At 52.3% G+C, this 23,102-nt stretch carries 18 protein-coding genes and 2 pseudogenes; 4 read left to right on the plus strand and 16 right to left on the minus strand.

From position 1 onward, the window contains the following. Positions 1-15: 15 nt before the first annotated feature. The 14 genes from ABFX35_RS11975 to ABFX35_RS12040 all read right to left on the minus strand — a co-directional run bounded on the left by ABFX35_RS11975 (position 16) and on the right by ABFX35_RS12040 (position 17,266). A complete protein-coding gene (locus ABFX35_RS11975; RefSeq protein WP_346081236.1) occupies positions 16-1,176 on the minus strand; it encodes a hypothetical protein in 1,161 nt (386 codons plus the stop codon). A 2-nt stretch (positions 1,177-1,178) separates the two neighbouring features. Further along, on the minus strand, positions 1,179-1,436 hold the full coding sequence (locus ABFX35_RS11980; protein ID WP_346081238.1) for a PAAR domain-containing protein: 258 nt from the start codon (positions 1,434-1,436) through the stop codon (positions 1,179-1,181). A 61-nt stretch (positions 1,437-1,497) separates the two neighbouring features. Continuing rightward, positions 1,498-1,983, minus strand: a complete 486-nt coding sequence (locus ABFX35_RS11985) for a lysozyme inhibitor LprI family protein (RefSeq protein WP_428832189.1) — start codon at positions 1,981-1,983, stop codon at positions 1,498-1,500. A gap of 142 nt (positions 1,984-2,125) precedes the next feature. Continuing rightward, entirely contained in the window at positions 2,126-2,575 is a 450-nt protein-coding gene (locus ABFX35_RS11990; protein WP_346081240.1) for a hypothetical protein, read from the minus strand. Next, complete coding sequence (locus ABFX35_RS11995; RefSeq protein ID WP_346081242.1) at positions 2,559-4,805, minus strand: N-acetylmuramidase family protein; 2,247 nt, start codon at positions 4,803-4,805, stop codon at positions 2,559-2,561. The genes ABFX35_RS11990 and ABFX35_RS11995 overlap by 17 nt, the downstream gene beginning before the upstream one ends. Positions 4,806-4,816: 11 nt before the next feature. Next, positions 4,817-7,171 (minus strand): type VI secretion system Vgr family protein, encoded by a 2,355-nt coding sequence (locus ABFX35_RS12000; RefSeq protein WP_346081244.1) that lies wholly within the window; start codon positions 7,169-7,171, stop codon positions 4,817-4,819. Continuing rightward, the gene (gene tssH, locus ABFX35_RS12005; protein ID WP_346081245.1) at positions 7,171-9,828 is read right to left on the minus strand and encodes a type VI secretion system ATPase TssH; all 2,658 of its coding nucleotides are present in this window, start codon (positions 9,826-9,828) and stop codon (positions 7,171-7,173) included. The genes ABFX35_RS12000 and tssH overlap by 1 nt, the downstream gene beginning before the upstream one ends. Positions 9,829-9,996: 168 nt before the next feature. Beyond that, positions 9,997-10,488, minus strand: coding sequence for a type VI secretion system effector Hcp (hcp, locus tag ABFX35_RS12010; protein WP_050861762.1), 492 nt, complete (start codon positions 10,486-10,488; stop codon positions 9,997-9,999). A 4-nt stretch (positions 10,489-10,492) separates the two neighbouring features. Then, entirely contained in the window at positions 10,493-12,175 is a 1,683-nt protein-coding gene (locus ABFX35_RS12015) for an OmpA family protein (protein ID WP_346081247.1), read from the minus strand. Continuing rightward, positions 12,175-12,903, minus strand: a complete 729-nt coding sequence (tssL, locus tag ABFX35_RS12020; RefSeq protein ID WP_346081249.1) for a type VI secretion system protein TssL, short form — start codon at positions 12,901-12,903, stop codon at positions 12,175-12,177. Before tssL ends, ABFX35_RS12015 begins: the two co-directional genes overlap by 1 nt. Continuing rightward, positions 12,900-14,249, minus strand: a complete 1,350-nt coding sequence (tssK, locus tag ABFX35_RS12025; protein ID WP_101700244.1) for a type VI secretion system baseplate subunit TssK — start codon at positions 14,247-14,249, stop codon at positions 12,900-12,902. The genes tssL and tssK overlap by 4 nt, the downstream gene beginning before the upstream one ends. 18 nt (positions 14,250-14,267) lie before the next feature. Continuing rightward, positions 14,268-15,815 (minus strand): type VI secretion system contractile sheath large subunit, encoded by a 1,548-nt coding sequence (gene tssC, locus ABFX35_RS12030; RefSeq protein WP_346081252.1) that lies wholly within the window; start codon positions 15,813-15,815, stop codon positions 14,268-14,270. Between the two features lie 33 nt (positions 15,816-15,848). Then, complete coding sequence (gene tssB / locus ABFX35_RS12035) at positions 15,849-16,349, minus strand: type VI secretion system contractile sheath small subunit (RefSeq protein ID WP_346081254.1); 501 nt, start codon at positions 16,347-16,349, stop codon at positions 15,849-15,851. A gap of 677 nt (positions 16,350-17,026) precedes the next feature. Then, positions 17,027-17,266: a hypothetical protein gene (locus ABFX35_RS12040; RefSeq protein ID WP_346081255.1), complete on the minus strand. Its 240-nt coding sequence runs from the start codon at positions 17,264-17,266 to the stop codon at positions 17,027-17,029. A 44-nt stretch (positions 17,267-17,310) separates the two neighbouring features. Between ABFX35_RS12040 and ABFX35_RS12045 the strand changes: the two are divergent. Next, positions 17,311-17,859, plus strand: a pseudogene (locus tag ABFX35_RS12045) (transposase); the annotation flags it as partial. Positions 17,860-17,983: 124 nt separating this feature from the next. Continuing rightward, positions 17,984-18,799 (plus strand): hypothetical protein, encoded by an 816-nt coding sequence (locus ABFX35_RS12050; RefSeq protein ID WP_346081257.1) that lies wholly within the window; start codon positions 17,984-17,986, stop codon positions 18,797-18,799. Positions 18,800-19,089: 290 nt separating this feature from the next. Here ABFX35_RS12050 and ABFX35_RS12055 read toward each other — a convergent pair. Beyond that, positions 19,090-20,252 (minus strand): IS3 family transposase gene (locus ABFX35_RS12055; protein ID WP_346081259.1). Its coding sequence is split into 2 segments (ribosomal slippage): positions 19,090-19,985 and positions 19,985-20,252, totalling 1,164 coding nucleotides; the frame shifts between segments, so codons are not numbered across the junction. Positions 20,253-21,302: 1,050 nt separating this feature from the next. Between ABFX35_RS12055 and ABFX35_RS12060 the strand changes: the two genes are divergently transcribed. Further along, a complete protein-coding gene (locus tag ABFX35_RS12060; RefSeq protein ID WP_346081261.1) occupies positions 21,303-22,301 on the plus strand; it encodes a linear amide C-N hydrolase in 999 nt (332 codons plus the stop codon). A 137-nt stretch (positions 22,302-22,438) separates the two neighbouring features. Here ABFX35_RS12060 and ABFX35_RS12065 read toward each other — a convergent pair. After that, positions 22,439-22,651: pseudogene (locus ABFX35_RS12065) on the minus strand (IS481 family transposase); the annotation flags it as partial. A 149-nt stretch (positions 22,652-22,800) separates the two neighbouring features. On the opposite strand from ABFX35_RS12065, the gene ABFX35_RS12070 reads away from it, so the two are divergent. Continuing rightward, positions 22,801-23,034 (plus strand): hypothetical protein, encoded by a 234-nt coding sequence (locus ABFX35_RS12070; RefSeq protein ID WP_346081263.1) that lies wholly within the window; start codon positions 22,801-22,803, stop codon positions 23,032-23,034. Positions 23,035-23,102: the final 68 nt, after the last annotated feature.

Below are 23,102 nucleotides of genomic sequence, written 5' to 3' on the forward strand. Positions count from 1 at the left end.
GCAATCCCTTGAGAGTTATTCCGGGGTGACAATACAGAGTTGTCGGTTGTCTTCTGAAAGTTCGGTAACAATTAGCTGGGCTTCGCTGTCTCTCAAACACTGACGGGCTGCCAGCTGTAACGCCTGCCAGGGAGCGGCAACGCCCGCAAACCCGACAACCGTATCAATATGGGTAATTTTATCGGCTTTAAGCCCCGGGGCATGTGCCTCCCGGGCCTTGCTGAAGATATCGCCGGAGGCCATCTGGCCGCCGCTGGTCCAGGCCTGCTTCAGTGCAGTTTTTTCCAGTCCTGACCACATCATGACGCGCTCAAATGCCCGATCGAGATTGCCATCGCGACAGATCTGCGGCCGGTGAACCCTGACCGACACATCCGGGATGTCCTTCAGGCGGCAGTTGGTCAGCAGTAACATGGAAATGGCCTCGCCACTGTCCTCTGGCGGATGTTCGTAAAGCTGAGCGCTGACCCCCAGTAACGCAGCAGCACGGTCATAATGGCAGTCCAGCCAGTAGTCCAGGATTTCCAGCCCCGTCAGGTCGCGAATGCGCACCAGCGGATGGGACACGCTTTTTTGCAGGAGCGATGGCAGTGTCGAAAACTGTTCACCGGTATCCACCGCCAGATAGCAGGTCAGCGTCGGCGGGAGCAACGACACCAGATTCTGGACGTGGGCGATTACCTCCTGAAAATAATGCGCCTCCCGGTCAGCCATCTCTCCGGTGGCGGCCAGCGCCCGGTGACGAACCGGATTGCCACCATTAACGGGCTCACAGGGCATCATCAGGGGCTTTTTGGCTAACACGGCCTCGTGTGTCATCGGGCTGGCAGACCCCAGCCCGTTAATCAGGACTTCGCCGATAAGCCAGGCAAATCGCTGCCCGCGCGCTACGTCTGCCCGGTACCGGGCAGCAGTCGTGGCATTCTTCTCATCACAACGCCCACGGAGCAGCACGTAGCCAAAATAGCGCCCGACAATCAAAAGGCCCCACAACACGACAGGTAGTCCTGTTGACAGCCCCCAGAACGCAGCACCGGAGCGCTCGCCCTTCCAGAACAGAAATGTAGCTGCAGCTCCCGCCAGCAGCATCACAATGCCCAGGAGCAGCCAGCGTTTAAAGCGCGGACGGGGCGGCAGTTTCTCCTGCGCGGGAATACGCTTGAGTTCAACTGGCACGCTTACCCCACCAGAGCATTGGGCAGTGAGCTGATAAGCGTGCAACCGCAACCACACTTGTGCCCGTGGAAAGCCACAGGAACACCTCGATCGCGATAATTTGGGTTACCTTCGACGATAGTGGTATCGCCATGTTCCGGGCAGGAAACACAATCACCTTTACGGGCCACACCGATATCGCCAAAGAACATGGTCGTTGAGCAGGATAATACTGCTCCACCGTGAGTAGTTTTGTCGCCGAGACGGATTATTCCTTTCATAACACTCCCTTATCTAAAAATAAATAATCGTGGGGTAATACAATTACAACATTAAGGTAACTTACCCTCTACTTAGCGGATTTGGGTAATAATCATCATGATTCAAATAAATTTGCAATTGTCTCACTCGTGTATTTGTTTGTATTATCATGCATGATAACCAAGTGGCATCCGAATGCGGATCACTTAAGTTCGGAGTGTCTTCATTGGACAGAATAAGAGCACATTCTTTGTCGCGAAATTTTATCCACGCGCGTTGCGAGTCTTTAAGTATATTGAGTTGTTCCACATCCACCTTTTCTTCAACCCCAGTCCTTGGAACTTGCTCAATGTAACGACTAACATCGCCATAAACTTTATTCAATCTTGCATCTGATAGTTTATACTCTTGTTTCAGACAAGAGTGTGCCACACTAAAATCCGCATTGTATTCACTCCATTCACGCCAACACTTGGAAACATTAGAGATATCGTGATCATCAATAACACTAGCCGCATAAGTACTCATATTATAAAAAACAGAAACGAGTAAAATAAGTCTAAACAAAGAAGCCTCCCAAAGTAAGTTTTGTAGTAACAACGTTGATATTTAAAATTATTTAGCGCATGAATATATTTCGAACCAAACTGAGCTCACGCTATTTATATAATTAATCGTATCCTGACACTCAATCAATTAAACAGCCTTGTTACTGACACCCAAGAGAGCTACCTTTATTACACTGAAGCTTACCAGTTAAATCAGAAAGTTTATCCACACCATCCCCTTTACATTTATAAGTATATTCTTTATTGTTTTTTAAATTAGTGACGGTAATTCCCTTAGTGCTATCTCCATCTTCATAATTACTAAAGATAGTATATTTGAAATTATTTTTAGTAAACACCACGTTCATATAATCAGTTTGAAACCTCGAGTAATGATTATATGAAAAATCACTGTAAGATGGAGATGGAGATGAAAATAAAAACACATTTCCGCTGGCATTTTTCATCTCATATACCAACTGAACGGTATCAGACTGCAAGGATAGTTCGCCCTTCGATGTTGAACATGAAAAATAAGTCTCAGCACCCAATGCGAACGAAGACAAGGATAGCAATCCACTTATTAACAAGATACTATTTATTTTTTTCATAATTATCCCTCATTCTTAAATCGTACCCTCTCTGCTTCGGTCCATTATATCTCAAAGCAAAAGCCAGCCAATCATTATTTCTGATTGCCTTCAAAAGCACAGAGTCAGAATTAATAAAATTAACGAAAGCTGCCAATTGATTTTTTTCTGACTTTGAAACCGATCTCACAAACTCCTCTGGTGACGAATAGCCTGCCGCCTTATAATTTGACGCAAGAATTTGAAACTTGCCCCAAGAGGTTGCCATTAGCGCTGAGCGCTTATCAAGGACATACGCTCTCAAAAGCTTTGGATATTGTGCTGAGTTTTTACCATACCCTCCTGCATTTTTATTGGAGATGTCTGCTTGAGAGTCATATTTTCCGCCTGTATATTTATGGAAGTGATGCCTTTCAAATAAAATTGCAGGTACATAATCATCATGTTGCTCAAATTTAAAATAGCTACCAGAACTACCTGTCTCAGTATTAGCTACCGCTTTTATTGCAGCAACTTCGCATCTCAATTTATTTGCCGCTAATTCGTAATCTGATTCATCAATAACCTCGCCATTATAAAAATTAACGAAATCCAACGGCACCAACTCACCATTAACTGGAGTTTTTGGAAGACTAAGGGCATTGATTGAACTTAAAAACACCACTGGATGCATATGCCAGACAGACTTACCACTGCTGAATCCGTCCACCTTGCTCATCCATTCCATGTCGTCAAACCACTTTCTGACATAGCTGATACACAGCGGATCTAGCTGCTTTAAAAATGTTCTCCACCGGTGATGGCTGCTGCCGCCAAACCACTCACTGTCGTGCTTCACCACCATTCGCGCCGCAATATCCCTGACATCCAGCTCCGCGTAATTAACCGCGTGACGCAATTCTTCGCCTGACAGGTCACCACTGTTATCGCTGTCCATTTTTCTCAGCAAGGCTTTGTAGTAGTCAGAGACCTGTTTTTCCCGGATACCGCGTTCAGGGCGTACCCACTCCGCAATTCTGGTGAACCCGTCTTTGATCCACCCCTCACGCAGGGATTTCGTCATATCGGATGTGGACGGTTCTTCAAATGCTTTAAAGCCAAGTTTATCCAGGTCGTACTGGCCGATATCCGCATCGACATCGTCTTCGCTTACCCAGGCCCCGTCCCCGATATCAAACCAGCGCTGACCGCTGCTGTCGGTGAACGGATGGCATTTGTCCTGCGGCATGATTTTGTGAATATCTTTCTTCACCTTACCTTCAGTTTTGGTGAAGGTATCCCCGGAACGGGCATAGACAGAACTCTCCGGGTGGATATGAACGTATTTCGGGCCGCTCTTCACCTGGGCCTTATTGCTCAGAAAATCGATCATCCGGCTGTCGGTACTGAGCACTTCAATATGTACAAAAGCACTTTTCTCCACACCGTGTTTGTCACAAGGGGCAATGTCTTCCGCCAGGTAACCCACGGCATCACCTGCCGCCACTTCGAGTTTCGTTGCCGGTTTGACGACAGTATCAAATGCCCCCTGTGCAACTGCCTGCTGCATCCAGGCTGGCAGGTGCGCCATCTGCTCACCGGCAGGTGTCACATATTGCGTGTCAAGAGACATCCAGAACGCATTGCCGGTCATTTCGGATTTGCTGTTCAGCGCCCGGGCAAGCCCAAACGTCTGCGTCTGACCCTCCAGGTCGAAGGTGGTCTCCCGCAACACAATGACGCTGTCACCCGTTTTTAGTTTATTCTTCTTCGCAACCGGAGCCTTATCTCCGTCTTTTTCTTTGCCGGTATATTCACGCTGACTCAGCCCGTCCCCCTTATCAGTAACCTGATACAGCTTGTGCTCCGGAAAGGCAGACAGCGGAGCAAGCCCGATATACAGCGAGTAAAAATCGAGGCTGTTGTCCTTTTTTTCGGGATCGGGGGTACAGGTAGATTTGACCAGCACAAACGTACTGGAATACTGCAGCGGGTTATTGATGTATTTACCGGTCAGATAGTCCTGATTAATGCGCCAGGCCACCACTTCGCCGCCCGCCATAAACTGAAGCGGCACCGCCGTGTCGGCCGTCTCCTTTGTCAGGACTGAGCCCGGGGCGCTCTTACGGGTAATGTGGATCCCGCCGTGCCACATGTTATTCGTTCCGGCCAGCCAGGAGCCGTGTGGCTCCTGACAGAGCGGCTGCATCATTTCATCCACGGTAGCGTACTGCTCGCCATTCGCTTTTCGGGCAGGAAAACAGATTTTCATTCCGGTTATCCTTAACGTGAAGGGATATTACGTGTTTTGGGCGGCGTCACGCTGGCGTTTGTCTGGCTAAACCTGGGCGGCGTAATATCCATGCTGCCACCCGCCATCGGTGAGCGGTAATGCGCGGATTTGACCAGGTAATCCCCCGGGGTTTCTTCCAGAATGCCGCCGTTGTCCAGCGTGATACTGGAGCCGCCGCCGTTAAGTCGCAGTTTAGGCGCACTGATGAGCAGTTCATCCTTGTTACTGCTGATGGTAAACAGCAGCTCAGATGTCATCTCCATCGAACTCGCTTCAGCGCGGATCTCAACATCACCCTGATTAGCAATCATCTTCGCCCCGGACTGATGAGCAAACAGCCCGACAGACTCACTGGCAGCCAGCGTGATGTTCTTCATTGCTCCCATATCCAGATGCTGACCTGCACTCAGGATGGTGTTCTGCTTACTGGTCATCTGAAGATGCTCACCCGACGTGAACGCCACGCCCTGCGGTGCGCTGCCCAGCAGTGCCGCAGACTGGAGGTCTTTGAGACGGTGTTCCAGCAGGCTGTTCTGGCTTTCGAGGTCACAGGTGAGTGCCTGAGCCTGCTGCGCGAGAAGATTGAGCCGCTTCATTCCTGCAACTGACTGGTTCAGGCGCTCAATGGCCGGCGCCATGTCCAGTACTTTGCCCTGCGCCGCCGGCTGCGAATCGGCGGTCAGGAACATCCCCCGCCCGGCGCGCAGCGCCCCGTACTCATCGGTACGCAATTCAAATCCGGTGCCGCGGAGCTCACGCTCACTGTCCACGACGTGGCCGCCGTTGAGTTGCGTCTTACCAAACGGCGTCGCGAGCTTGAAATGCTCTTCCTGACGCTTGTCTTCCAGGCGGAATTTATTGTCTCCGGCCGTACGCCAGATGTTGCGTGTGTGGTTGTCGCGGGTGACGTGGTCAGGGTGTTCGGAATCGTGCTGCGCGTGGGCAATGTACGGACGGTCAGGGTCACCACCGTCGAACATCACCGAAACTTCAGTGCCATCAAGCAGCGGGGAGTGGAAGCCGAAGGTATCCCCGGCGTACGGTTTCGCCATACGCAGCCAGAGGTAGGCATAGCCCTGTTCCGTGCTGTTGCGGTCAAAATCGAGCCGGACGCGGTAACGCCCCTGATTGTCGAGGTACGCATAGGTGTCATGCTTCTCATCGCTTTCCACCCGGGCAGGCAGGGAGCCGGCCATCACCGGGCGGTTCAGCAGTGCCGGGCGGTAGCAGACCGTTTCACTGTACGGAATACCCGTGAAGCGCAACTGGAAGCCCTTATCGCGTGCACCAGAGGTGTGAACCCCGGTGATGACGATGCCGTCTTTCAGCGAATCGGGCAAACCACTGCCCTGTGGCTCCAGGACTTCGCCCGGGGCCAGAACCGGGCTACTGGCACGTCCCGTGACAGTCTGCTGAGCATTCAGGTAGCGTTCATGACGCAGACGGGCATACCAGGCACCGCCTTCAGGGGTTTCCGTATCGCCTTCGTTCAGGAACGGCTCAGCATAGTGATACACCTCACCGATGGTGGCCCCACTCTCCTGACGAACCGTCACCGAACTGTCCTGTGGGGTCAGTGCATCACGGTAGTTATAGTCGCGGCTAGCCACACTACCGGTGACCACGCGGTCTGTCGGCCGAATATCCCAGACGCTCTCCTGGCCGTTATCACTCGTGCGTGACGGCGGGATAACAGGCAGCTTCACGCCAAACTGATACTGCATCTGGCTGTCCTGGAAAATTACCACATCCTGTTCAATGCGGCCGTCCATTTCAAAGCGCCAGAAAATGCCGACTTCAGCCAGCAGGCGCTGAACAAAGGCCAGATCTGTCTCACGCCACTGGGTGATGAGCTCCCGGGCCGGATAGGTCTGAGACAGACGAAATTCAAAATCCGCTCCTTCCAGCCCATGGGAACGCAGGATTTGCTCCACCACTTCCGGTACGGACTGATTGAGATATACCGCGCATCGCTCGGTATGCTGCATCAGGGCAATACGCGGCACGAGTCGCAGGGCGTAGGTGATTTCATCCCCTGAGCCAGAGATCCGACGGAATGTATCCACCACGCCGTATACCGTGCGCACCGGCGCAGCCGGCGTGCCATCAAACAATGGCGTCTGAAAGGTGAAGGATGCCGGTTTCAGCATCATCTCATTGCTGGCAATGCTCGCCGCACAGGTGAAGGTGACATCGTAGTGCCACGGCTGGCTCAGCGTTTCACTGGCGCGAAAACGCAGCACGTCCAGAAAGTGTGAACAGTCATGGATATCCACACGATAACGGGACAGCCCCAGCACTTCGTCTGTTTTCTTCTTTGCTAGACTGCTCGGGTTCTCCATCATCAAGCCTCTCCTGTAGTGTCCGTGGCATCAAATTCAAGCACTATCCCCTCTTCGTCATTCCAGCAGAGCGTCAGGGAGTCCGGTTTCTGTTTCGCGGCCATGTGGGTCAGCAGTTGCTGGCTCAGCACCGGCAGGATTTGCTGGTTGAGCAGGCTGTCGACATTGCGCGCACCGGTGTCCGGCAACAGGCAGGCGGCGGTCAGCGCGTCATACAGGCTGCCATCAATATGCGTGGTCAGGCCGTAGTGACAGTTCAGGCGCTTGCTGACCTGTGACAGCTTCATCTCCACGATGGTGCGCATCGCCGCTTCGGCCAGCGGACGGTAAATCACGGTCTGGAAGCGGGCGAGCAGCGCCGGCTGGAAGTGGTCGCGCAATATCGGGCGCAGCAGTTCGTGCAGATCGCCTTCGGTGGATTCTGGTTGTTCGTCCAGCAACTGCATCAGGTGATCGCTGCCGAGGTTGGAGGTCATCAGGATGACGGTGTTGCGGAAGTCGATTTCACGCCCTTCGCCGTCGCGCATAAAGCCCCGGTCGAACACCTGGTAGAACAGGTTCATCACGTCGCGGTGCGCCTTTTCCACTTCATCAAGCAGCACCACGCTATACGGGCGCTTACGTACCGCTTCGGTGAGAATGCCGCCCTGACCGTAACCCACGTAACCCGGAGGCGAGCCTTTCAGCTGCGACACCGTGTGCGGCTCCTGGTATTCGGACAGGTTGATGGTGATGAGGGATTTCTCACCGCCGTACAGCACGTCCGCCAGCGCCAGTGCGGTTTCGGTCTTACCGGTGCCACTCGGACCAACCAGCAGGAACACGCCCTGCGGACCATTCTCGGACGTGAGACCCGTTTTTGCCGCACGCAGGCGCCGGGCGATGGCGGTCAGCGCCACGTCCTGCCCGACCACGCGCTTGCCGATTTCGTTTTCGAGTGTCAGCAGTTCGGTCTGTTCATCTTTCATCAGGGAGGAGAGCGGAACGCCCGTCCAGTCGGCAATCACGTTGGCAACCATACGGATATCCACATCCGGCCGGATAAGTGCACCGTCCTGCTGAAGAAAATCCAGCTGTTGCTGCAGGGTGTGAATATCTGCCTGACGACTGATGTCCTGACGGCAGGCTATCAGCTCCCCGACCAGCTGGCGCTCTACCTCAAGAAGGGCTTCCTGCGTTTTCAGCTCCGATTCAAGCTCCGTACGCAACGTGTCAATGACTGCCAGCCGGTCACCGTGTGACGATGCTCCTGCGGCAATGTCCTCCAGCAAGTCCTGTGTTTCCATCCCAAGTGCTATCAGACGGGATTTCAGGCGTACAATGGCTTCCGGCACGGTATCAAGACTCATGCGCACGCGCGCGGCGGCGGTATCCAGCAAATCAACAGCCTTGTCCGGCAGCTGGCGGCCGGTCAGGTAGCGACGGGACAGCGTAACCGCGGCACGGACCGCATCGTCGGTGATATGCACGTTATGGTGTTCGGCGTAACGGGATTTGAGACCGCGCAGCATCAGGCACGCCGTCTCATCGTCCGGCTCGTCCACCTTCACCATCTGGAAGCGACGCTCCAGGGCAGCATCGCGCTCAAAATATTGTTTATATTCAGACCAGGTGGTGGCGGCGATAGTACGAAGTTCGCCTCGCGCCAGCGCAGGTTTCAACAGGTTGGCCGCATCGGCTCCGCCCGCCTGGTTACCCGCGCCAATGATGGTGTGGGCTTCATCAATAAATAGCAGGACCGGGGATGGTGATTGCTGCACCGCATCGATGACGTTTTTCAGCCGCTGTTCGAACTCGCCTTTCACGCCCGCACCGGCCTGCAACAGGCCGAGGTCGAGAGTGCGCAGAATAACCGGTTTCAGGCTTTCCGGAACGTTGCCTTCAGCGATACGTAAAGCCAGACCTTCCACCAGCGCCGTTTTGCCGACGCCTGGTTCACCCACCAGAATCGGGTTGTTCTTGCGACGGCGCGAGAGAATGTCCACCATCTGGCGGATTTCAGTATCACGACCAAAAACCGGGTCAATCCTGCCCTCTTTCGCTTTGGCGGTGACGTCGAGCGTAAATTTATCCAGCGCATTTTGCAGCGCGGGGGTCAGTTCCCCCTCTTTCAGTTCTGCCCCCACCAGACGGCCAACAAACTCCACCTCACCACCGTGGCTCTTCGCCAGCTCTGCTTCCTTCTGCACGTCCGGACGTTCGTCCGACTGTGCGTCGAGCAGCGGACGCAGACGCTCCAGCTGGCTCTGGCCCAGCGTCAGCAGCGGCCACAGCCCGTCACAGCGAACCAGTTTCTGTTTCTCAACCAGCGCCATCAGCAGATGGATGCTGCGAATTTGTTCCTCGCCGTTAAGAGAAGCAATCAGCCAGGCTTCCTGTAGAAGAGACTGAATGGTATCAGACAGCTGCGGACGGTGTCGTACCGAACGCGGCTGTTTATCGAGCCAGCCCAGCAAATCCTGCCAGATGGCGTCCATGTCCCACTCGTAGCGGCGGGCCAGCACCGTCAGGTCACCTTCACCCTGCTCCAGCAGTTTCAGCAGCCAGTGCTCAGGCAAAATTTCTGCATGGGCGCGGGTCTGACACAGGGAGGCTGCCCCTTCCATCGCGCGGGCGCAGTAAGGGTTGAGACGTCGAAGGAGGATTGCCGGGTTTTCCATGTTTGCTTGCTCACTGTTGAGGACCGTTCAGGCACGCTACCGCCCCTGGCCGCTACCGAGGCCCATAAGGTCTGTTTCCGGGATATGATGTTTTTGCTGAACGCCCGCAGGAGCAGACGCTCAGCAAAAGCAAAAAAAGCGGACAGAGAAACTCTGCCCGCTCGTGACTTACGCGGTGGCGCGTTCGTTCCAGGAATCGGAATGAATGATGTTGCCGTCTTTGTAGGTCCAGGTGATTTTTTCGTAGCGCAGCTCAATCTGCTCCAGATGGTTGTGCTTCTCAAAAGAAGGATCCTTGATGTCGTGCATCACCGGATTCACCTTCACCACCTTCACGTTCTCAAGCTTCGTGTTGAAGTACTCCACTTCCTGACCCGCATCGTTGATTTTGTACCACTTGAATTCCGCAGATTTGAGGGTCTGACCGGTGGTCACCGCCTTGTACAGATACGGGCTGGAGGAGTCGATTTCCTTGGTGAACTTGAACGGGGTGTGGATACGGGTACCGGTCAGCTTGCCGGTGTTGTTGTCGGTCGGGATGTACAGATCATGCTGCTGTGCAACCACTTCGATGCTGCCGTCACGATCCTGAACGTCCACAGACCCTTTGATGTCCGCGCCGCCGTCGTCTTTCAGCCAAAGATAAACAGGAATTGCCATGGAATTAGTCTCCATTGTGTTGTGATGCGCCATCATCCTGCGATGACGCCTGGGTGTGGCCCGGTATCTGACAGGCGTTCGCCTGCGGTACCAGACTGATTTCGACACGGCGGTTGAGCGCACGGCCCTCCGGGGTGTCATTGGTTGCGATCGGACGGCTTGCGCCATAGCCCTGCACCGCAAAACAGCTTTCCGGCACGTCACCGGTGTCACGCATCCAGTCACGTACCGCCTCGGCACGTTTCTGTGACAGCGTCTGGTTCAGCTGTGCGTTACCTGTATTGTCTGTATGACCCGCGACCACAATCAGCCAGCCCGGTTTGGCCTTAATGCCGACCAGAGAATTGACCAGCATTTTGGTCGAGCCGGTTTTCAGCACCGCTTTGCCGGAGTCAAACAGCGACATACTGTCGAGACGGACAATTTTCGGTACCGGCTTTAGCTTCGGTTTTGGCGATGGCGGCGGAGGAACATACGTATCAATGGCCTGCTGCACGGCCAGCCACAGACGGTTGCCCGGATACAGCCCGAGCCCGAAGCGATATGGCTCTCCCTGACGCTGCCAGCGCTCCAGCAACAATGCATCCTGCTGCAGGGCATGCAGGGCCTGCGCTTTCGGGGAATAGTGGTTCATCGGGATAGCCTGCCAGCGCTGAAGGTCGGTGCTGACTTTGCGGATAAGCGCCTGGTTATGCCGCACGGACAGGGCAATAGCACTGAGGGCGCATAGCAGCATTACCATCACCACCCGACGCCCGGTTTTACCGCCCTGCAATGGGGTGGTGTAAGGGGCCAGCAGCGGGAGGACCGCATCAGCAAAATGCCAGCGGGGTTCACAGGCAGTGACGCGACCGGCAGGCGCAATGCGGGTCTGGCGGAACAATAACTGTGGCCACAGCGCGGCTGTCGAGGTGGATACCGCGCCAAGACGCAGGGTGACAGCAAAAGGGCGTACGGCCGGACACAGCCTGTCCGCTTTGCCCAGTTCATCCAGCATCAAGGTGTGAAGCAGCGATGTCGCCTGGGTCAGGTAGGGCTGAATAAAGGCCGTTTGTGGGGACTGCTGCCATTCACTGAGGGTGACGGCAGGTTCATCTTCCGGACACACCAGGGCCGTATTTCCCCGTACCACTATCCAGGGCGTGTCCGGACCGCTGAATTCGGTGTTCAGGACCACCGGCACGCTATAGCCGGTCAGGTCCCGTAACGGCTTCATCTGCAGACGCAGCGCTTTCAGGGAGGCGCGTAACAACGCCTCATCCTCATGCTGGTCCGGCAGACAGCGGTACATCACGGTGAGCTGGCCTGCCATCGTCGGCGTGAGGGCCAGCAGACGCTCTGCAAAAGGCGTGAGTCCGGTCAGTTCGGCAACCCGGAGATACCAGCCCTGCGTCGTGCCCCGGCACGGGCCTCCCGCAAACATGGCATCATCCACATCACCGCAGACCAGCACCACCGGTCCGGTATGGCTGTCGGGCGGGAAAATTCCGGCCTCATCAGCCAGCTGTACCGGTCGCTGTTGACGGTAACGGCGACGGGCAAGCATGCCCGCAACCAGCAAGGCTACCAGAGTCAGGAAGGCTTTCCCGGCAACCGGCCAGGTCAGGAATCCCCATACCAGCCACAGCACGGCGGCAAGGCAGAGCACTACCGGCAGGGCCGCCCGGACCAGGGTTTTTCCACGCATCAGGGCTGCTCCGGCAGTTGCTGGCGCAGCAGATCCTGCAACCACAAATGACCGCCCAGCCACACCGCACCGGTCAGGATCACCGCCAGCACAATCCAGAACCAGACGGACCGCAGCAGATTGTAACGACGGCGACCGGTCTTCTGAACCACCAGTGATGCCCCGCTTTCCAGCGGTGGCACTCGCTCATTCAGGGCAGCGATCACTTCATCGCGCTGTGACTGTCCCACCCCGGAGAGGCTGTATTGCCCCTGAAACCCCAGCGCCAGCACCCGCTGGTAGCAGGTCAGCACCGCAGGCTCCGGCGCGGGCTGGCGCAGCACTTCCGCGATACGATCATACAAGGCTCCTCCCGCTCTCAGGGAGCCGAAGTAAACCGCCTGCAGTGGCGCAGAACGCCAGGCGCGTTGCCCGGCATCAAGGGTCATATTCAGCGCATCGGGGGCACTGTCGCCGGATACTGCCGCTTGCGCATTTTCCACTTGCTGAGCCACGGGTTTACGATTCATGACGGTTTCGTCCAGCAGGGCGCACTGGGCATAAGTGATGTGATCAATACTTTCAGCACCCAGCCCGGCGCGCTCCAGCGCCTCGCGCACGCTTTCCACCTGCGCTTTGCAGGCCGCATACAGCGCAGGGCCATCTGTCACCTGCCCACCGTGACGCAATTGCGCCACGGTTAGCCAGGTCTCCGCCATCAGGGCATCAATGTCGATAACCTTATTCATGAGCGCAGCACCGCAAACAGTTCAAGCTCCAGCTCGCCTAGCAGGGATGGAACGTAGAATACGCACACCCCCTGATCCAGCATTTCGCGGGCCGCATCACTCTCCATGTCCAGTACAAAGTACTGGTTCTCCAGACGCACCGGCAGTGCAGCAGGGACACGGCTCAGGGCAATGAGGCCAATTCCCTCGACGGCCACGCCGGATACTTCACCGACATTCGCCGGGGCACCGGCAATACACATCTCTGCGAACCGTTCAGCAATCTGCCATGCTGGCTGACTGGCTCGTACGGAAAGGTAAAAATCCGCTTCATCGCGCAGACGAATATCATGCAGTACCGCTTTCCAGGTTTCCGGATCCAGACGATCCATCCTGACCGCGACCACTCGTGATGGCAGGCTGGCCTCCAGCAGCTCACTGATGAGGTCAAACAGCGGCGGGAAGGTTTTTTCCGGCGCGCGGTGGTCATATCCCGGAATGGCATCCAGATCGTGCTCAAGCGAGAAGGTCAGCATACTGCCGGCAAGACGCGCCAGCTCGGCCCAGACCTGCTCAGGATGTCTGTCAGGGAAGCGCTCATACTCAGAGAGCACCCGTGCATGCGAGTTCAGGGCATTCAGCAACCAGAACAGCGAAACGTCAGCGACCGCAAAATCGGCCATTCTGTCGTTGCTTTCACGACGCATGGACATCAGACGCTGACGGCGGGAGCGCAGCTGGCGATTCAGCAGCGCAAGACGTTCACACAGATTACGACTTGCCGAGAAGAGCGCCATCGGCGGGATAAAGTCAGGATCCTGACGCCAGCCCCCCTGCCCGTCCTGTAACAGACGGGCAATGGCGCAGGTATCCCAGGCGCCGTTGTCTTCATGTCCGAAACGGAATGCCAGATTAAACCGGGCCACCGCCATCGACTCTTCTTCCTGACCGAAGCGGTCGGCGATTGTCTCCCACGCTTCCCGATAGCGCAGCGGACGCTCTGCAGGTAGCGTGTCTGTCTGCACATTCACGATCCCGGCCTGCATCACCGGTAACGCCACATACACTGTCACCGGGGCATTGCCGGCAGAAGCCGGTGCCTCGATTTCACGTGGCTCCGGAGGCAGGTCACTGAATCGGGTATCAACCAGTGTGTCATCCGGGAGCCAGAGACGAAGTGACTGCGCCTGCACGCGGCCGGAGGCCAGCATCGCGTCATCAAGCTCAACCCGACCAACGCCCCAGGGGAAAGCATTTCCGCGGGCGGCAATACCGGCCCGGGAAAATGCATCCCATTCAGACTGCTGCTGGAACTGCTGAGGGGCCAGAAGCGCCCCTTCATTCCATAACGGACGATGAATTTTCATCCCTGATTTCCCCTCGCCTTAGGATTTGGCTTTCGGCATCTGGGAAACCAGCGACAGGTTGACGTCCATCCCTTCCACCTGGAAGTGTGGCACGGCGTACAGCTTCACGCGGAAGAAGCCCGGATTATCCTCGATATCTTCCACCACAACTTTCGCATCACGCAGCGGATGAGAGGCCTGCAGTTCGTCGCCTGGGTCGGTCATTTCGGTCACCAGACTGCGTACCCAGGTATTGAGTTCTAACTCCAGCAGACGACGGTCTTTGGTGGTGCCGATGTTTTCACGCTGGATCAGCTTCAGGTAGTGGGCGATACGCGACAGCAGGAAAATGTATGGTAGACGGGCATTGATACGGCTGTTGGCCGTGGCATCTGCAGTGTCGTACAGGGCCGGCATCTGCGTGGAGTTAGCGCTGAAGAAGCAGGAATAATCTCTGTTTTTATAGTAACTTAATGGAATAAAGCCCAGGTTCGCAAACTCAAACTCACGGGTTTCCGGGATCATCACTTCTGACGGGATCTTCACCTGATTGCCGGTACCCAGATCGTACAGATGAATTGGCAGGTCCTGCACGGCTCCGCCGGCCTGCGGGCCACGAATTTGTACACACCAGCCGTTGTTGATGAAGCTACGAACCATGTTGGATGCAAAGGCGAAGGATGCGTTGGTCCACAGGTATTTATCGTGATCCGGGCCTTTCACTTCTTCCACGTAGTTGAAGCTGCGTACCGGCACGGTGTCCGGACCATAAGGCAGGCGACCCAGCACGCGCGGCATCACCAGACCGATATAGCGGGAATCGTCCGTCTCGCGGAAGGATTTCCACTTGATGTATTCAGCGCGATCGAAATAGTTACCGATATCCTTGATGGCCGCCACTTCCTCCATCGAATCCTTGAGGAAGAATTTCGGGCCGGCAGAACCGATAAACGGCATATGGGCTGCAGCAGACACTTTAGAGATGTTGCGCAGCAGCGCGACATCCTGCGCGGAGGCATCAAACTCGTAGGCGGAAATCAGCGCAGCAATCGGCTCTCCACCCGGAGTGTCGTACTCATCAATATATGTATGTTTATACAGTCCGCTCTGGATGATTTCCGGGCTGTCTTCGAAGTCCTGACGCAGGTCTTCTTTGGACATATCCAGCAGCTCAACCTTCACGTTCTGGCGAAAATCGGTTTTGTCGACCAGGGATTTCACGCCGCGCCACAGGCTCTCCACCGCCTGGAATTCTTCGCTGTGCATTACCGCGTCCAGCTGACGGCTAATCTGGTAGTCCAGCTCCGCGATATGGTGGTCAATCAGGTTTTTGTCGAGTTTTTCAACTTTTGAGCCCGATTTTGTCAGACACTCCAGGAACACCTGCATCCCCGCAGTTAAACGTTCATCCGCAGTTGCATCCGACATCGCCTGCGCGTCCTGCCAGATATCCAGCGCACTCAGCTCGGACACCGGGTTCAGGTTGATTTTTTCAAACAGGGACGCATAAACCCCACCTGCCGCAGGACGTTCCAGCACCACGCTTTCGCCACCAGCCGCATTCTCATTTTTTACAGACATCAGCATCTTCCTTTTTAATCCGTTAAATCATCGTGACCGTTATGGCTGCTTAGGCGCCAGGGCTGAAAGTTCGGCTCTGAGCTCTGCGCTTAACGCCGGGTCGAGCAGAATTTTTTCCAGCTCCTTTCGGAAAGCCTGATTGTCCAGCAGGTTCGCTTTTAAATCGCGAAGCAGGTTGCGCATGGAAAGCATTGCCTTCAGCTGTGGGATTTGCCTGGAAACCTGCTCCGGGGTGAAATCCTTCATGCTCCGGAAGGTCAGGCTGATGTTGTCTTCGCTGCCGTCATCAGCCAGCGTGTTTTTAACGGTCAGATTGACGTTTGGGGAATATTCGGACAACACTGAGTCGAAATTATTTTTATTCAAATCAACTTTTTTGCGCTCAGACAGTGGTGCAGACTCCTGGCCATTACTGAAGTCGCCCGCCACCAGCAATTTCAGGGGGAGCTCCGTTTTCTTGCTCGCCCCCCCCGTATGCAGATCTAATTTCAGATTAATACGCGCTTTAGGGATTTCGGACTGAAAGGAAGAATTAGACATGGCTGTCCCTGTTCTATGGAGTAATAGAAACGGTCAATGCCAGTGAGAAATAAATAAGAAAAAATTACCCTGCCAGAACAACTTTCCGGTTCGCGTCATCCGACGTAAATAAAAATCCCGGAACTAAAAAGCGGGCGCATTCCATCCACCAGCATGCCGACACTGTATTTTTGAGCATTTGTCTGAAATGAAAAATTTCGGATAAGACCCAATGGCGGGATTGTAGGAACGTTCCCTTCCCGATCGGAAACGAAAAAATGTAACAAGATTTTACATTTTCAGCTTTTAACAATTACAGATCATCTTTCTGATTTATAAGAACTTTCCTACGTATCCCCTTTAGGCCTTGTGGGGTAATGGTGTGCAGCAAATGATCAATTTAGCTTAGGGAGAGAGTTTGTACAAAATACCACCAATCATGTGAAATATCTGATTTTGTACTTTTATCAAAAATGAGAAGCAGGACCTGGCTGAGCAAGCGAAAAATTGACGACATTTTCAGGTTTTCATCATTTCTTATTATTCACTTAAACGGGGCTTATTTGTTTTCGTCAGAAGGAAATGTCACGACAGCCCTTTACACATGCCCCAATACCAGGAGGTAAGCACGACCTGGACACCTGCCATTCAGGGAATGGGTAGTGATCAGACTAAATAATGCGTTGAGAATGTTTGTCCTATTGCTCAGGTTGTAATGAGATCCGGTTCGATGCCATCATGACTGACGGGAGGGCATGGGCCTGAAAAACCTCTGTACATGCTGACAGATTGCCCGTCACCAGAAATTCCAACGGTGCAACCAGTTTGCCCTCATCCGAAAATCCACCGGTCAGTGCCGACTTCCTTACCAGCAGTGCATTCGTATCGCTGTATTCCTGGACCAGAAGCGCTTCATTGTCCCAGTCACCGTCACTCACCGCTGCATTGACCCAGCCCTGCGATTTAAGCTGTTCTATAGCGTACGTCAGACGGACGCCGGGAAATCATCGGGATGGGCATCGGTGAGTCAGAAGCGAAAGCGTTCTGGCTGGCCTTCCTGCTGAGCCTGAAAGAGCGAGGGCTGGAGGGCGTGAAGCTGGTTATCTCCGACTCACACAGAGGCCTGAAGGCAGCGATACAGCAGGTGTTCGTGCAGACGGAGGAACAAAACGCTCATGCCACCTGGCGTGAGGTTGGAGCCCAGTTGGAAAAGAGCTTCCCAGCAGTCACAGAGATGATGGACGAGGCGGAAGCAGACGTGCTGGCCTAATTCGGGTTCCCGAAAGCGCACCGGGTGAAAATCCACTCAACGAACACGCTGGAGCGTCTGAATAAAGAGGTGAAACGGCGTGCCGACGTGGTGGGTATCTTCCCCAACGAAGAGAGCATAATCCGGCTTCTGGGTGCGGTGCTGACGGAGCAGAACGAGGAATGGCTGTTGCAGAACCGCTACCTGCCGCAGCACAGCATGGCGGAGATAGAGCAGACCGCTGAAAACGATGTGATCGAGGCGCTACCACTCAGCGCTTAACTGATATATTACCGGACCGGAAGGCCACAACTGAATTTACACCACCTTGACGGACTCGACCGATGGGTATATATACATTAAAGAATTTAATGATTCGAACATCCACTAACAAAAGGATTTTATTATGAGTGACAATGTAAAATTGGTCGTAGGAAAAAATGAAGATTACATGACAAATGCAGGAGTTCTTCCTGATGGACAAAATGTTTTCTATATCAGCATCCTGAATGAAGATGCAACACCTTTAGATGAGGTTCATACCCTAAATATTAGTTCGAAAACAGAAGGTGTAACGATCGAATTAACTGAAGACAATTTGGGCACTGAACGTTTAATCGGAACTGAAAGACAAGAACTCTCGCATGAGTTTCAGCAAAGCGAAAAATTCACTCCGATATATATAGTGAAAATCACCACTGATATTCAGACAGAAGTACAGGTGTCTTTCAGAGTTGATAACGGTCCTGAGCAGGAGTTTAACTATCAAAGCTATGATATCGACCATATTTACAGTGTAGAAGACTTCGTTATCGTTGTGGATAGCTCTGGCAGTGGCGTTATCTATATCTTTGTTAACCCTGACGTTCCTGAATATCGTCGTGGCGCTATTCAGTTTTCATTAAATAACGTGGCAAATACATCATCTAAAGTTATCAATGTCAGTGCTTCTTTTGATGACGATAGAATATACTTCACCGATATTGACGGTAACAAAATTTCTTCAACTATTGATTTTCAGGCAACATCGGATAAAGTGGAGCTTTTCTACTTTCAGGCTGATGATTTTATTAATTCTGTTGTCACATTTAATGCTGACGGACATAACTCCGTTTACTTAACCGTGCGTTATATGGATATTAAATACGCGCCGGAACAAGGGGAGAAAACGGAGAAAAATAAAATTGATAAGTTCCTGAAGGTAATGCCGAAAAGTAAATGATAGACATAGTCAAGGAAGTAGATTTGCGGAAACATTTCTCGTCATTATTTCGCACATCGGCCAGTCGGGAAATGTTTGAACCCGAGGCACTGCAACATCGCCTGTTGTTATGTCTATTAGCATTTTCCCCTCCAGAGTGATGACGTACGGTGAAACCAAAGGATCTTCTTGAGATCCTTTTTTTACGCCTTTACCTCGGGCACTCCACTCGTTTTGTCAAATGTCGTGGTCGAGTCCGTCAAGGTGGTGTAAATTCAGATTGATCTTGCCCAGCGACGGTGGACACTGCCTTAAGCGAGGTTTCTTTCCTCAAATTGCACAGGGCTTAGCCCGCCGTTGGCACTATGCCGTCGGTGCCGATTGTAGTCTATCTCAATATACTCGAATACCGCCGATTTCATCTCCTCCCGCGTGTTGAACCTCTCACCGTGGATTAGCTCCACTTTCAGGCTGTGGAAGAAGCTTTCCGCACAGGCGTTATCAAAATAACAGCCCTTCGCGCTCATACTGCATATCAGTCCATTGTCTTTGATAACACCCTGATAATCATGGGAACAATACTGGCTCCCTCTGTCAGAATGAACTATCACGCCGCGCGGCATCTTTCGCCGCCACAGCGCCATTTTCAGCGTATTGCACGCCAGCTCTGCCGTCATTCGTTCCGACATCGACCAACCCACCACCCGACGCGAATACAGGTCGATAACCACCGCCAGGTACAGCCAGCCTTCCTCTGTCCACAGGTAGGTGATATCCCCAACGTACTTCTGGTCCGGCCCCTCAGCACTGAAGTCCTGTTGCAACAGGTTCGGCGCCACCGGCAGGTTATGCCGGCTGTTTGTCGTGGCTTTGAACTTGCGCGCCGCTCTGGCCCGTAATCCCTGACGTCGCAGACTGGCCGCCACCGTTTTACGGTTCCAGCCATGGCCGGCCTCACTCAACTCCTGCGTCAGTCGGGGCGCGCCATAGCGCTGTTTTGCCTGTATAAAAGCTTGTGCCACCCGCTCATCACACTGCTGACGACGCATCTGCCGCAGCGAGGGGGATTGTCGGCGCTTCAACCACGCGTACCAGCCACTGCGCGAGACGCACAGTACCCGGGCCAGGCTTTTCACTGAGAACGCCGCCTGATGTTGGTGTATAAAACCGTACTTCACTTCAGGCGTCTGGCGAAGTAGGTGGCCGTCTTTTGGAAGATGGCCAGTTCCTCATCCCGCTCGGCCAGTTGGCGCTTGAGGCGGGCGATTTCTGTTGCCTGTTGCTGCTCACGCTCAGAGGTGGAGCCCTGCTCACGTTGTTTACTGCGCCAGACGTAGAGTTGAGAGTCGTGCAGGCCGAGCTCCCGGGCAGCTTTGGCCACACCGATGCGCTCAGCCAGCGCCAGCGCCTGCTGGCGAAATTCCGGGGTATATTGATTACGGGATGTCTTCTTCACAGATTTTGCTTGCGTCATGGTTCACCTTGTTAACGATTTTACTCGCTTAACAGCGTGTCCACTATTCGTGGGTAGGATCAACACTACAGTTACCAAGTATAGCCAATGTGGTATATCTGCTGTTGCATCTAAATATATATGTACTAAAAATTTCAGGTTAGCTAGATCTGTTCTATACTGATACCTATAGGTTTTTCCCTGAAGTAGAGTATAATTTTCACCAATATTCTGACCGATTTTAATTAGGTGAATGGATACATGATGGCTCTTTTAGTATTAGTATGTATTATGGAGGGAACAGTGGCATCAATGAGTAAAGAAAACTGTCTTTTTCTTTACTTCGAATTTCCGCTTTGAGCCCAAATGAAACGGCTGAAAATTTTAATAACCATACCCAGTGAATAAAATAATATTATAAGGTAACCCCAACGGGAATGTTAACAATCTGTAGGTAAAATGATGTTAATCAGGTATGCCTGGGTCATCAATTGATGATCAGAATGTGAATTTGTAGAGGGATGGACTTCAGATGGCAAGATACGAAAAATACGTGAAGATCAGACCAGCGGAGCCAAAGCGGAACGATCAGAGTTTAACGCTGTACTTCAATTTACCCCGCCAGAAGATACTCTAGTGATCTGACATTTAGACAGCCTAGGTCGTTCACTGAAAGACTTAATTGAAATGATCAAGGCTTTGGAGTCGGCCAGTGTTGCCTTAAAGCACCCTCTGGAATCCATTGATACAACTTCCAACTCCGTCCAGAATGCTAATATTTCATTTTTTGGGTGTACTTGGGAACTTGAACGTACCTGACGTAGGAAAAGACTCGGGGCGGCTGCACGCTCCAGAGGACCTAAAGGAGGCGGCCAGGGTTTCTGACTAAGGATAAACAGGTCTGGCTATTCAGATTTATGATGAAAGGAAACATATAGCTACATGACTGTTTGAATTAATGGGGATATCAATATCAACGTTATATAAATAAATCGATTCGGGAAAATTAATTTAACAATATTTTAAAAATCATACTGTTCGTTATTATTCAATGATATATTAGGAGGAAATATGTGTACAGGACTATCATTAATGTGTAAGGATTCAACATTCCTTACGGGTCGAGCAATGATGTTTGGTGCTGACAGCAAATTTGAAGGTGTTTTTAATCCCATCGGAAAAAAATTCACCTCCTTAACATTTAGTGGGTTATGCTGGGATTCCAAGTATGCTTCAATTGGTATTTTTTTATCCGGCACATTAGATTTCATTATTGATGGAATGAATGAACGAGGGCTAGTTTGTGGCGGATTTTATTTTTCTGATTTTAGCCAGTATGCAGAGACTATTACTCCGGGTAAGTCTGTCGGTCCTTTAGAAATTTGTCAGCTACTGCTTTCCTCATGTGCAGACATCGATGATGTTGTTAACTTTATAACAAATAATGAAATCGATGTACATAATATACCTTTTTTAAACATTCCACTACACTGGCCTGTATTTGATGCTGCTGGTAATGCAGTTGTCATCGAATCCGTAGGTGGAAAACTGATAATTAAGGACAATCCAGTAGGAACATGTACTAATTCACCCAACTTTGAATGGCACTTGGAAAATTTGAGCAACTATACTCATCTACAGGCCACAAACTGGCCAGAGAAAATTTTCAATGATAAATTTACTGCAAAAGTGTCTTGGCCAGGTAATGGGTTGAGTGGTATGCCGGGGGATTTTAGTTCACCCTCCAGGTTTGTCAGAGCTGCATATTTAAGTAATCTTGTGTCAAAACCAGAAAGCTATGAAGATGGTGTTAATACAATATTCCATTTATTGTCAACTTCGGATGTGGTTGGGGGGGTAGAAATAGGAGGGGAAGATAATAAATCTCTAGAAATAACAAATTTTTCATCCTGCTGTGACACAAACAATCTTAATTACTACTACTGCACATATGGAGATCGCACCTTAAGACGGGTTTCTTTAAGCAGCCTACTTGAATATAAGGAAACATTAAGATTCCCTTTACCTGAAAGTCAGACCGTGATCGATGTCACGCCGACAGCAGGTTAATAAAAGCAGTATGATTCATCAATTATATATCATCTCTTTCTTCTGAAGGAGATGATATTACAGCAGAATAGTTTTAATATGTATTAGCTCAGACCTGATCTGACAGTTACCGGTTATTTATACAGGTGTCTGTCAGATTACATCTGGCTCAAATTCTTCTCAGCCCAGATGCATTTTCCATCAAGCAATGTTTCCATCGGTGTACGCCCACAGCACATTTTCCCCTGATGGGTCCGAACATTATTGTAATACTCCAGCCATTTATCAAGATCTTCCTGTAATGTTTCGAGGTCGTCGTAGAGCTTTTTACGGAACGTCACCTGATAAAACTCCTGTAATATCGTCTTATGGCCCCCCCCTCTGTCAGGATAGATGTCACCCCCATCAAAAACTCTAATGGGGCGTGAGCAGGTCACAAGGGAACCGCCCCCTCTGGCTCTAACAGAACCGTACGTGAATCTCTCGATTCATACGGCTCTTCTTATCCAAATGAGCTGGGATGAAAAATCTGTTCCAGTCTCGCTTCTACTATCAATTTGACCGTCTTTTGCGCTACTTGATCGCCTACGGTAGGGGCCTGGACTCGCCGGCTACTTTTGGGATCAATATCACCTCTGTTCAGGTGGCCAAATTCAGTGTGCCACTTCAGAGTCTTGCTCCGCCTTTTCCCATGGCGCTCACCACACACGCTCTTTACGTATGCAGTCCAGAGTGGTTTGGGATCACCACCTGATCGGCGAGCCCGAGGGCCTACCCTCATCACAAATACAGCATGGTAAAATTTCATCCAGAAGATCTACC

This window comes from Gibbsiella dentisursi (genome assembly GCF_039539505.1).
GTDB lineage: Bacteria > Pseudomonadota > Gammaproteobacteria > Enterobacterales > Enterobacteriaceae > Gibbsiella > Gibbsiella quercinecans.